Origin of the sequence: Nocardiopsis sp. LDBS1602, assembly GCF_035818715.1 — a bacterium.
GTDB lineage: Bacteria > Actinomycetota > Actinomycetes > Streptosporangiales > Streptosporangiaceae > Nocardiopsis > Nocardiopsis alba.
Window position 1 is genome coordinate 328182 of record NZ_JAYLVW010000001.1, and the last position, 12254, is coordinate 340435.

7 protein-coding genes and 3 CRISPR repeat arrays are annotated in these 12254 nt (G+C 68.0%); of the genes, 2 read left to right on the forward strand and 5 right to left on the reverse strand.

Going from position 1 to position 12254, the window contains the following annotated elements:
* Positions 1-138 precede the first annotated feature (138 nt).
* Complete coding sequence (locus U9J66_RS01495) at positions 139-1701, reverse strand: MFS transporter (RefSeq protein WP_326336772.1); 1563 nt, start codon at positions 1699-1701, stop codon at positions 139-141.
* Positions 1702-1784: 83 nt separating this feature from the next.
* On the opposite strand from U9J66_RS01495, the gene U9J66_RS01500 reads away from it, so the two are divergent.
* Positions 1785-2330: a TetR/AcrR family transcriptional regulator gene (locus tag U9J66_RS01500; protein ID WP_326336773.1), complete on the forward strand. Its 546-nt coding sequence runs from the start codon at positions 1785-1787 to the stop codon at positions 2328-2330.
* A 367-nt stretch (positions 2331-2697) separates the two neighbouring features.
* On the opposite strand, the gene U9J66_RS01505 is transcribed toward U9J66_RS01500, so the two are convergent.
* The 4 genes from U9J66_RS01505 to U9J66_RS01520 all read right to left on the reverse strand — a co-directional run bounded on the left by U9J66_RS01505 (position 2698) and on the right by U9J66_RS01520 (position 11397).
* The gene (locus U9J66_RS01505; protein WP_326337398.1) at positions 2698-3621 is read right to left on the reverse strand and encodes an aminoglycoside phosphotransferase family protein; all 924 of its coding nucleotides are present in this window, start codon (positions 3619-3621) and stop codon (positions 2698-2700) included.
* A gap of 260 nt (positions 3622-3881) precedes the next feature.
* Complete coding sequence (locus U9J66_RS01510) at positions 3882-4484, reverse strand: DUF7691 family protein (protein WP_326336774.1); 603 nt, start codon at positions 4482-4484, stop codon at positions 3882-3884.
* Between the two features lie 419 nt (positions 4485-4903).
* Positions 4904-5974: a CRISPR direct-repeat array (repeat unit 29 nt; unit sequence CTGCTCCCCGCGCACGCGGGGATGACCCC).
* A gap of 9 nt (positions 5975-5983) precedes the next feature.
* Positions 5984-6874, reverse strand: coding sequence for a MerR family transcriptional regulator (locus U9J66_RS01515; protein ID WP_326336775.1), 891 nt, complete (start codon positions 6872-6874; stop codon positions 5984-5986).
* 221 nt (positions 6875-7095) lie between these two features.
* Positions 7096-8285: a CRISPR direct-repeat array (repeat unit 29 nt; unit sequence CTGCTCCCCGCGCACGCGGGGATGACCCC).
* A gap of 100 nt (positions 8286-8385) precedes the next feature.
* Entirely contained in the window at positions 8386-11397 is a 3012-nt protein-coding gene (locus U9J66_RS01520) for a hypothetical protein (RefSeq protein WP_326336776.1), read from the reverse strand.
* A 142-nt stretch (positions 11398-11539) separates the two neighbouring features.
* On the opposite strand from U9J66_RS01520, the gene U9J66_RS01525 reads away from it, so the two are divergent.
* Positions 11540-11686 (forward strand): hypothetical protein, encoded by a 147-nt coding sequence (locus U9J66_RS01525; protein WP_326336777.1) that lies wholly within the window; start codon positions 11540-11542, stop codon positions 11684-11686.
* Positions 11687-11838: 152 nt separating this feature from the next.
* Positions 11839-12179: direct repeats of the CRISPR family, unit length 29 nt; unit sequence CTGCTCCCCGCGCACGCGGGGATGACCCC.
* Positions 12180-12254 lie beyond the last annotated feature (75 nt).

Genomic DNA, 12254 nt, shown 5'->3' on the forward strand with positions numbered 1-12254 from the left:
CGACGAAGTCCTCACGAGGTGGCATCGGACTGGCAAACGGCGACTCGGCCTGTTCGGGGTTGAGAACGACATTGGGAAGCCCGGGGTCGGTCACATGGTCGTGGTGACCGGCCCCGGGCTCGATGACAACCGCCCGACCTACGGGGCGGTGGTCGGTTCGGGCTGCTCCTCGGTCTCGGTGAGGTCGGCCTGAGAGGAGACCCCGCGGAGCATGATGCCCGCGAAGATACCCACCGCGAGCAGGATCAGCGCGGCGATCCCTCCGGTCGCCGAGAGCGCGGACGTGAACGCGTCGGTGGCGGCCGTGGCCAGCGCCTCGCCGAGTTCGCCCGGTAGTTCCCGGGCGTAGAGCAGCGCTCCGGCGAGGGTCTCCTGCGCGGCTTCGAGCACGCCGCCGGGCAGGTCCGCCGGGGCGGTGTCGGCGAGGCCCGTGCGGTAGAAGCCGAGCAGGACCGAGCCGAGGATGGCGGTACCGAACGCGGTGCCGAGCTCGTAGGCGGTTTCGCTGACCGCGGCGGCCTGGCCGGACTGTTCGGGGCGGACCGAGCTCATGATGAGGTCGTTCGTCAGCATCATGCCCACACCGGCGCCGAGGCCGACCAGGCACAGGGCGATGGCGATCACCCACGGCGGGGTGTCGGGGGTGAGGGTGAGCAGGGTCGCGAAGCCTCCCGCGGTGATGAGCACGCCCGTGGAGACGAGGAGCGCGGTGGGGATCCGCTTGACGAGCGCCGCGGCGATGAAGCCGGCACTGGCGGAGACGGCGGCCTGCGGCAGCATCCATAGCGCCGATTGGATGACACTGAGGCCTACGACGAGCTGTAGGAACTGGGTGAGGGCGAACATCGCGCCGACCAGGGAGAACACCGAGAGCAGGTCGGTGATCACCGCGCCGGTGAAGGCTCGCACACGGAAGAGTCGGACGTTGATCATGGGCACCGGCACGCGCAGCTGTCTGATGACGAACAGGACGAGCAGGGCGAGGCCGAGGAGGAAGGTGAGGAGGGCAAGGCCCGGTTCCTTGCCTCCGGCGAAGGTCTTCACGCCGTAGACGAACGAGATCATGCCTGCCAGCGAGAGGACGATGCTGGGGAGGTCGACGCGGCCCGGGTTCGGGTTCCTGCTCTCGGGGACGAGGATCGGCGCCAGGACGAGCAGCAGGATCATGACCGGGATGTTCATGAGGAACGCGGCGTGCCAGCTGAACACCTCGATGATCCAGCCGCCGACGATCGGGCCCGCGGCGGCGCCGAGCGCGCCCATCGAGGACCAGACCGCTATGGCGGTGCGGCGCTGGTTGCGGTCGAGGAACATGTTGCGGATGAGGGAGAGCGTTCCCGGCATGATCGCTGCGCCCGCGATGCCGAGGAGGGCGCGGGCGGCGATCAGCATCCGAGGTTCGGTCGAGAGCGCGCCCATGACGGAGGCGATCGCGAAGAAGACCGCGCCGATGAGCAGTACCTTGCGCCGCCCGAAGCGGTCTCCCAGCGACGACATGGTGATGAGCAGGCCCGCGAGCATGAGCGCGTAGATGTCGAGCATCCACAGTTGTTGGGCGCCCGAGGGCTCCAGGTCCGCGGCGATGTCGGCCAGGGCGAAGATCAGCACCATGCCGTCGACGGCGATGAGCAGCATGGGCAGTACGAGTACGGCCAGGCCTATCCAGGTGCGGGTGGTGGCCCGGGGTGGTGTTTCCGGCATGGGTTTCTGCCTCCTAGCGAGTTACTTCACCAAACAGTGTACTTCACCAGAAGGTATACTAATCGAGTCGATAGGAGGAACCGATGGCTCGACCGAGCGCACGGCCCAGGCTGATCGAGGCCGCTCTCACGGTGGTCGAGGAGCGCGGCGTCACGGCGCTCACACTCGACGCGGTCGCCGAGGAGGCAGGGGTCACCAAACGTGGCCTCATCTACCATTTCCCCAGCAAGCACGCCCTGTTGGCGGGGATTCACGAGGACCTCGCCGCGCGTATGGAGCGCGAACTCCTCGACGCCACGGGAAGGGAGCCCGAAGGGGCGAGTCTCGTGGAGCGCACGCGTGGGTACGTGCGGGCTTCGATGAAGTCCCCGACCAACGTCGAGATGCGGCTCATCATGGAGGCCGCCAACGAACCCGAATGGATGGCCCCGTGGGAACGGGTGTACCGGCGCTGGTTCCCCGAGGGGGAACAGCCTGTGGGGGAGCTCGACGACCTCTCGCTGCGCTGCCTGGTCGCGCGGATGGCCGCCGATGGTTCCTGGGGTTACGAGAGCACGCTGTCGGCGCCGATGACCGGGGCCGATCGCGCGCGCATGCTGACGGGGATACTCGCCCTCATCGACGACTAGCGAAGCCGGCACCGGAGGTGTTCGCCATCAAGCTCGCCCCCCACCTGCTCCTGCCTCGTCATCATGACGCCGTCGTCCGATCACGGCCCTGGCGTTCGGGCCTCGCGCCCCATGGGCCGGGTGAACACGCGGAACGATAGAGGGAGCATGAGCGATACCGGAGTGGGCGGCAGGGGTCGCTGAAGCCCGCCAGGGGCGGTACGGCCCCGCGCCACTGGTCGCCCTCGCCCTCTCCGGTGCATCGGCGGAACTCGCGCCGGGCCATGGGCACGCGGAGGAGCGCGCCTGGCCCGGCGCCGGCCTCAGGCGACAGGAGGCGGGGTCGAGGCCGGTCGCGTGATTCGTGGTGGGTTCGGGGGCGCTGCGCTCAGTTGCGGGGCAGCGCCTCGGCCACGATGGTCTGGGAGGGGTCGATGTCGGTCCGCCCGTCCTCGATGTCCCACAGTGTGTTCTGCAACAGCCGGGCCAGGGTCCAGCCGGCCGCGCGCCGACGGTCCAGTCCGAGCGCTTCGGTCAGCAGGTCGAAGCGGCGCCGCACCACCCGGGGAGCGTTCCCGGTGGCGTGGAGCCTCTCCCAGCCGGTGTCCAGCGCGGGCCACAGATCGAAGCCCGGGTCGCCGATGAGGGGTTCGGGGTCGATGACCAGCCACGGCTCGCGCTCGGCGGCGAGCACGTTGTCGTAGTGCAGGTCCCAGTGCAGCATCCGGTCGCCGGGCTCCTCGACCAGTTCGGTGACGGCCGAGGCCCAGCCGTGTAGCCGCCGTCGGTCCTCGGGGTCCGGCAGGGCGGCGAGGGCGGCCGGCACGGACGCCAGCATGTCGCGCGCGAGGTCACCGAGGTCGCGCAGGCCCTCGGGAGCCGGGACGGAGTGCAGCCGGGTCATGAGTCCGGCCAGGGTGGTCATGGCCACGTCGTCGTCCTCGACGGAAGCCAGGGTGCGTGAGCCGTCCAAGCGCTCCAGCAGCATGGCGCTGCTCTCGGGGTCGTGGTCGAGCAGCCGCACGATGCCGTCGCCGTTCCATGCCCGCAGCCCGATCAGCGCGGCGGTCGTCTCCTCGCGGGGCATCTGGAGTTTGAGGGCGGCGCGGGTGTCGTCCGTGCGGCGCACCGGCACTACCAGTGAGGCTTCGCCGGACCTGATGTCGCCGTCGCGCTCCAACTTCCATCGGTCGAGCAGTTCCGCCACCAGCGCGGGCAGCCGGGCGACCCAGGCCCGTTCCTCCTCACCGCCGTTCCTCGTGTACGACGCGACCAGGGCGTCAGGGACTTCGATACCCTGCGGCGAACTCATGGGGGTGCCCTTCGGGGAGTGGGTTTTCCCGCCGTGACCCCGAGAGACCAGGTAAGACCGAGGGGCATGCGGTGGCTGCTTCGGGGCGCGGGCCTTGTAGAAGGTGCCGTCGCGGAGCATAGCGAATGGGACGCTGACGCGTTGGCGAGCGAGACGAGAAGAGGGCTTGGGCGTGGGTTCTGGCCTCGCCGGGATACAGGTGCACGAGCGGCCCGAAGGGGCGCCATCGAACGGCCGAGCCGCTCGTGCGACGGGGGCGGTCAGAAGAAGAAGGCGGCGACGCCCCGTTCGAGCGCGGTGGCGTTGCGGCACCAGCCCATGCAGGTCTCGATGGCGTGGAGCACCTCGGAGTCGATGGCGGACTTGGCCTCGTCGGTGGCGGCCTCCCACTGTTCGAGGGCCTCGCGGCACTGCTCGAAGCTCCATTCCCCGTAACCCGGCACGAGATCCACCGGGGAGGGGATCGGAGAGGGGACGCTTCCGTGGCTGAACGAACTGACGTCGACCGCGGTCACCCCGAGTTGCTCCAGGCCCTCGTCGACCATCTCCAGCCAGTCGTACTTCATCGGGCAGAAGTCACCGTTGACCTGGAATCGGCCGTGGAACTCGCACATCCACTTATAGGCGTAGGAGTACATCGTTCCGTGCTGATCATTAAAGGGGCCGCCTTCGATGACCGTGCGGATCGCGTCGCGGATGTTGGGGGCGCCCTCATCGATCAGTGAGTCGAACTGCTGGTCGTCGAAGTCCAGGTGCTTCTTGAACCGGCCACCGATCATGCGCCGGAGCTTGTCGTTCTTGGAACCGATGCCGCTGCGCAGGACGTCGAGGTCGACCACGTAGGGGGAAAGCGAGGAACTCATGGTGGGAGATTAGCGATCGCCTACGACAGATGGGTGGGCGTGTGCATCCCGGCTTCGGTGATGCCTGTGGGTGTGGGGTCTCGGCGGGAGGGCGGTGGCTGTAGCTCCGGTGGCGGGTTGTCCACAGGCTCGGAAGATCCCCTTCTTCTTTGAAGGAGGGCGCCCTAGCCTGGAAAGGTGTTCGACTTTCCCAGCATCTTCCACGGGCATGTGTCCTTCGACGTCGACGAGTTCTTCGCCTGTTCCCTGAGCGACCTCAGATGATCTTCGCCTGTCGCTGCCTCCGAACAGGTGGGGGTGACTAGGTTGGTGGGGGAGTGGTGCTGGGGTGGATGGTTGGGGGAGTGTCGGTTTTGTCTGTTTCTCGACAACTTGCAAAAATGGCGGGTCGGCCGGGATAGCGTTGCAGGTCAGGAAGACTGCTCCCCGCGCACGCGGGGATGACCCCCCGCCTCTCAGGTGCGGGAGACGACCCTCCCCCTGCTCCCCGCGCACGCGGGGATGACCCCCTGAGCGAGGGTGGCGGTGAGGTCATCGCCGACTGCTCCCCGCGCACGCGGGGATGACCCCGCTTCGACGTCGCCGACCTCGACCGCCGCCAGCTGCTCCCCGCGCACGCGGGGATGACCCCCGCGCTTGACGACACGGCGCAGACGGTGGTGTCTGCTCCCCGCGCACGCGGGGATGACCCCAGGCCCGGCATCTCGCCGGCGACCGTGCCGCTCTGCTCCCCGCGCACGCGGGGATGACCCCCCGGTGCAGCAGAGCCTTGCGGGTCCGCTCCAACTGCTCCCCGCGCACGCGGGGATGACCCCCCTCGGGCGATCCGATCGCGGATGCCCAGCTCCTGCTCCCCGCGCACGCGGGGATGACCCCGCGTTGGGTCGCCTGGTCCTGCTCACCGGTGTCCTGCTCCCCGCGCACGCGGGGATGACCCCCTGGCGCGACACCGGATGTGTGCACCCTGGGGCTGCTCCCCGCGCACGCGGGGATGACCCCCGCCCGAAGACCGAGAGGACCACCCCCCATGTCTGCTCCCCGCGCACGCGGGGATGACCCCGCGGGCTGTCCCCGCGGTGAGCTTTTCGGCCCCTGCTCCCCGCGCACGCGGGGATGACCCCGAACGCCCCCACTCTGTTCGGGTGGGGGCGTCACTGCTCCCCGCGCACGCGGGGATGACCCCATACCGACTGGTCGGTGTAAAAATGGCCGCATCTGCTCCCCGCGCACGCGGGGATGACCCCAGAGAAGGCGTCACTGACGGGGCCGACGTGCTCTGCTCCCCGCGCACGCGGGGATGACCCCTAGGGCGTTTTCCCTGGTCCGGAGTCTGCTTCCTGCTCCCCGCGCACGCGGGGATGACCCCACGGCGCGGCGAGAGAACGGTCGACCGGAAAAGCTGCTCCCCGCGCACGCGGGGATGACCCCTCCGGTTCCTGGGCTCCTGACCCTCTGACTTCCTGCTCCCCGCGCACGCGGGGATGGCCCTGGTCAGTGTTCTAGATAGCAGGTGAATCTTGAGCGGATAGTTCTATGGCCAGTTCCATGCAGCGCCATTGGGCCGGGGAGGCGTCGTAGGGCATCTTTCCGATGGCTTCGAACGCGCTCATGGAGCCTGCCTCCCTCCTTCCGGATCTGATGTCGGCCTCATCGTCATCGGCGGGCTCAGGGTGCAAAGCGTCCCAGGCGTCGAAGAGGGCATCGTCGTCCTCACCCAGTCCGGACTCCTCGATGACGGTCTGTAGGGCGCTCTCGAAGATGTGCCGCTCGGCGGCCACTTGAGCCACCCGTGGATCATCGACGGCGACACTGTCATCGAGCGCCTCCTCGGCGTCATCGATGCGGTCGGAATCCTCCCGCAGAGCGGGATGCGTGGCCAGGACGATGAAGCGGGTGGCCTGGACAGCCGCGCCGAGCGGGCCGAAGATCCGTTCAGTGACCAGCAGAGTGTCCAGGTCCGCCTGACGCAGAGAGCCCTCGGGCAGGTTCTTGAGTCGGTCGGTGACGAAGTCGGAGAGCAGACCCATACGGCTGCCTTCGGTGCGCATCCGCTGCACGGCGGTCCGTTGCCGCCGCAATTCGGCTTCTTGCTCGGCGAGGGTTTCCTCCAGCCGTTCCAGAGTGTTCGCGATACCGTCTTCGCTGTCCGTGCCGGTGGTGAAGGCGTCACGGATGTCGTCGAGGGCGATCCCGGCGTCGGCCATCTTGCGAATCCACAGCAGGCGGATCATGTCCTCGTACCCGTAGCGACGACGGTCATCGCCGCCCCGCTCAGGCTCGGGGAGCAGGCCGATCTCGTGGTAGTGGCGGATCGCTCGTGGCGTGGTGCCGGCGAAGGCCGCCGCGTCACCGATCTTGACCTGGCGGGGTGGTTTGAAGGACGAGTGCATGAGCGGGGACCTTTCCTCAGGGGATCGGGACGTGAGTCCACTGGACCACATGCCGTTACGGAAGGTGCAACCTCGTACACTCCGCCCCGTGTCGATTCCAGGCGCTCTAGGCTGGAGGGGGAGTGGCGTCGGGTGGGTGATTGAGGATTGTCGGTTTTGTCTGTTTCTCGACAACTTGCAAAAACGGCGGGTCGGCCGGGATAGCGTTGCAGGTCAGGAAGCTGCTCCCCGCGCACGCGGGGATGACCCCATCGTGCTCAACCGCGGCGGAGGCCTCTCTGTCTGCTCCCCGCGCACGCGGGGATGACCCCCACAGCTCGAGGCGCGTCATGCCGCCCTCACCCTGCTCCCCGCGCACGCGGGGATGACCCCTCGCTGAGGTCGGGGGACCAGATGTAGACGCCCTGCTCCCCGCGCACGCGGGGATGACCCCAGAGTCCACTTCCTGGCTTCCTGACGTGCTCTCTGCTCCCCGCGCACGCGGGGATGACCCCGCCAGCATCGACACAGAGACTGAGGAGCTTCCCTGCTCCCCGCGCACGCGGGGATGACCCCCACACAGGCCGCCACCCGTGGCGCGTGTACTCCTGCTCCCCGCGCACGCGGGGATGACCCCTGGAGGATGTCGTGCGTCGTGGTGGACTCGGTCTGCTCCCCGCGCACGCGGGGATGACCCCGGCTACACGGTCGGTCGAGGCGGCACCTCCGACTGCTCCCCGCGCACGCGGGGATGACCCCGAGAAGGAGAACCCCGATGAGCGCTGAGGCCAACTGCTCCCCGCGCACGCGGGGATGACCCCCCGAAAGGCACACCATGACCACGACCGCCTACCTGCTCCCCGCGCACGCGGGGATGACCCCGCTCGGGAGAGATCACCGGCGAACTCTCAGCCCTGCTCCCCGCGCACGCGGGGATGACCCCGCCCGCCGAGGCATGACCACAGCACAGGCCCGCTGCTCCCCGCGCACGCGGGGATGACCCCAATGACCGTCGGAGTCACCACTCCCATCGTGGCTGCTCCCCGCGCACGCGGGGATGACCCCACCGCATCGACCAGGCCTCTATCTAGGCCTCTCTGCTCCCCGCGCACGCGGGGATGACCCCGCGATCAAGCCGGTGGTCGACTGGATCGTTGACTGCTCCCCGCGCACGCGGGGATAACCCCCGGCCGATGGCCATCATGATCCCGGAGGCGATCTGCTCCCCGCGCACGCGGGGATGACCCCCGGGCGGTCCAGGAGGCCTACGAGGCCTCTCGCCTGCTCCCCGCGCACGCGGGGATGACCCCTCAGGGCTGGGCGTGAAGTTGGAGGTGTCGTTCTGCTCCCCGCGCACGCGGGGATGGACCCACTGGATCAACGACCCTAACGACCCCCTCGGGCAGCTCCCCGCGCACGCGGGGATGACTGAAGTCGGCCAGGTGGTCGTTCACGAACTTCTGGACAGTCCGAACCCGCTCCCGCTAGTGTCCGGCTGCGAGCCTGGGCGGTATTCGATCGTTTGGAAGCTCTCAGTCGTCCCGAGGGTCGAACACGAACACCAGGAGATTGAGCAAGGAACCACCGGCGACGAACGCTTGAAGCACGAGGGCCAATGCCGGGGGAAGCTGCCCGGCCACCATGCCCACGACCGTCATCAGGGTCAAGCCGCCAGAGGAACTGAACAACAGCCAGTCCTCGCCTCTCCCACGCCGCACGGTCAAGTACAGAAAGGGCGCCCATGCCAGGAACCCGCATGACCCGAGGATAAGGAGTGTCCACGCCACCTTCTGTGACGGACTCGCTGCCAGCCGTCTCTGGCGCCGAGCCTCGATGGCGGCTTGTCGGCGGTAGACCTTGGCCTCGGCACGTCGTCCCGAAGCGACCAGAAGCCTTCGTAGACGCCGGATAGCCTCGGTGTGGCCCGCGTCGGCCGCCCGCCGAAAGTACTGTTCCGCCGTTTGCGTTCGGCCCTGGGTGTCGGCCCACAGCGCGTATTTGTAGGAACTGGATCGGTGTCCGGCGTCAGCCGCTCGACGGCGGTATTCAGCCGCTTCTTCGGGTTTCCCGGCCTTCTCCAACAGGTCCGCGGCCTTGATGGCGGCCTCGGTGTGGCCCAGTCGCGCCGCGTACCGGTAGTACGCGAGCCCCAGTTCCTCGGCCTCGTGCTCACTCAACGGTGAGAGTCTTCGAATCGCCGCCAGGTTCTCCTTCGACCTATCCCGGAGTGAGAGGACAAGCGACCTTTGGAAGTAGAGGCCTCGCCGATAGGCCTCCTCCCCTTCCTGAGCCCCGAGCCCGCCGGTGTAGCGCTCCGCTTCCTCCTCGTGGCCGGTCACGCTCAGAGTTTCGGCCAACCGCGGAATATCGTCCTCCTTCCCCTCCTGTACCTGAACGCGTAGGAAGGGAAGCGCTTGTCTCACCCTTCCTTGCTGAAGAAGGGCGGTGATGAGAATGGATCGAGCCCGGGCGTCCCCGGCCTCCGCGGCGGAACGAACGATCTCGGCTGCCTCGATGTTGTCGCCGGATATGCCGGCGGCGGTCGCTCGCCCGTACATGTCATCGGCCGGCGGAGGCGATTCCGGTGCCAATCCGGCCAGACTCAACGCCGCGTAGACATCGCCCTGGTTGGCCCGACGCCGCAAGTACTCATCTTCATCGGAAGTATCCGGGCGCACGCATAGAATATCGGCGTTCGCTCCGGAGGCCGCCTCCATATGAGCGAGGACATGGGTACGCCTGAATTCCAGCTCCGCCTTGCGCGGCTCGGCTAGTAGTCCCGCCCAGTTTCGTCCCATCCCCAGGCGAAGACAGGCGAAGCTGCCCTTGGTCGATGCGCGAGCGAACAGCTCCCCGACTTCGTCCTCACGACCTGTTCGCATCAGCAGGAGCCCCAGTGCGGCGATCGCGCCTGAGTTCTCCTGCTCCACCGCCCGTTCCAGCCACGTTTCGGCCTCGGCCGCTCGCCCCAGATCCATGAGAAGCATCCCGTACTTCGCCTGCGCGGGGACACTGCCCTCTATGGCCCCGCGCCGATGCCACTCTTCTGCCTCATTCTCGCGCCCTGTCTGACGCAGGAGTTCAGCCAGAACGAACATCGCGCGGAGACTACCCGCCCCTGCCCTCTGTCGAAGCAGGACCTCGGCCTCGTCCTCCCGCCCCGTTCGGGCCAACAACAGGCCGAGGGCGGTACTCGATTCCAAGGAGCCCTCGCGGGAGGCGGAACGGAACATCTCTTCCGCTTCGGTGTCGCGCTCCATCAAGGCGAACAGTGATCCCAGCATCATGCCGATGTCGGGATCGAGGTGCACGATGGGCCGCCATGCCCGCTCCACGACATCCATTCGTTTGGCCTCGACCGCAGCGACCCCGACCTGAAAGCGCTGTTCCGGGTCCTTCGCGTGGACCAACGCCTCATCCCAGGCCTCAGGTGTCACAGGTTCTTCCGCATGATCGACCAGGTAGTCGAAGGGCTCCCAGGTCTGGCTGTCACCGGTCTCCCCGGGCAACAGCAGGCTCGTCGCTCCAAAATGTAAGGAAGCCGCCCAGGAGAAGGCCTCGTCCTCATTCTCCGGGCGCAGATGACGACCCCCGGCGTCGTCCAGGTATCGCTGGTGCAGCCGCAGCAGTACCGAACGCGGGTAGGGGCCGATCAGCCCGGTCCGGGCCAGATCCACGGCGGCCGCGACCAGAGCCGCACCGCGTGGGCTGCCGCCAGGGGTCCAGGCCGCCCGCCATTTCTCCAATAGTCCTGGTCCGGCCGCCAGGTACTCGGCGAGACCGTAACGCTCCTGGTACTCAAGCGCGTCCAGGACCCTCGTGTCGGCGCTGTCCCCGGCCCGCAGCAGCTCCTGGTCGCTCCACAGCCGGTCCAGGTTCACACGTTCGGCGCTGTTGAGGACTTTGGCGGCGTGTGCGCCGTCTTCACGATCGCTTCCGCCTGTCACGGGCGAGGTGAAGGAAGCCCACTGTTTCAGGCGCATGGTCGCCACCACCGGAGTACCGTTGCCGCGCAACCGGGTCAGAAGCTCGGTGTCGAAGCCGCCCGGTCCCAGGAAGCGTTCCAGATCGTCCAGCCACACCACACATGGCGATTTCGTTCGTAGGATCGCCGTGGCCCCGGCCCTCAGATCCGCGGGGTTGCTCGGTGCGTGGACACGGTGCCCAGGTAACACGGATCGCAGAGCCTCGAAAGCGGCCCGGGTTTTGCCCGCTGTGGAGTCCCCGGTGACCAGCACCAGGCCGCCCTCTCCGGCCGCCTCACCCAGGCGCTCGCCCAGCCGCTCGTCCGCGTCTCGCTTCACGTACTCGGGAAGCGCCTCCGTCTCCGCGCCCGGTCGGGCACGGTGCACACCCGCGAGGAGCCCGTCCCAGTCCTTCGCCGGCGGCCACTCCGCGGGATCAGGTAGATCGGCCGTGGTGCGGTCGTAGACGTGCACCGTATCGATGGTCTTGCTCTGGATGAGCGTGCCACCCGTTTGGACGGTGCCCCAGAAAAGATTCCTGACTCCGCCGCCCGAGGCCTTCCTCCTCCACAGCCCCACGTTCCGCCTCCATCGAGCCTTGCCAGCATCGGATTCCCGACGCTATCGACCACAAGCCCCTTGTAATAGGGGTTCTCGGACGGGATCCGGGGCGTTCGGGTCGTCCGCAGGCTCACGGATTCGCCCGGGTGATGTTTTGGCGATGGTGGACGAGAAGGTCGCCCGTCAGGGAACGCGAGGGAGGGGCGGGAAGGTGGAGGCCTCTCGGAGGTTGTTCACGATGTACGAGGAGTACGCGCTGTTCGGAGACGAGGCCTGCGAACGGATCCACTTCTGGTTCGAGAACTGAGGTGGCGGGTGGATACCGAATGAGGGGGCGGGGTGGCTAGGTTGGTGGGAGAGTGGTGTTGGGGTGGGTGGTTGAGGGGTGTCTGTTTTGTCTGTTTCTCGACAACTTGCAGAAATGGCGGGTCGGCCGGGATAGCGTTGCAGGTCAGGAAGCTGCTCCCCGCGCACGCGGGGATGACCCCCAGACCCTCCACCTGGTGAACGACCCTCGCGGTCTGCTCCCCGCGCACGCGGGGATGACCCCTCGCCGTGCGCGAGGACTTCAAGAAGCACCTGCTGCTCCCCGCGCACGCGGGGATGACCCCAGCACCGTCGGTCGCATCAGCGGCAGCGCGGACTGCTCCCCGCGCACGCGGGGATGACCCCGGCACCAACTCCCGCAGGCGCTCGGCATCGGCCTGCTCCCCGCGCACGCGGGGATGGACCCAGTCCGGCGAACCTGGTGCTGGTGCTGGTGCACGGGTCCTGCTCCCCGCGCACGCGGGGATGGGCCCGACCTCCGGGGAGGTGGAGGGCCTCCACCGGATCACCCACTGGGCGATCTCGGTGAAGGGCCGTTCCACCGGGTC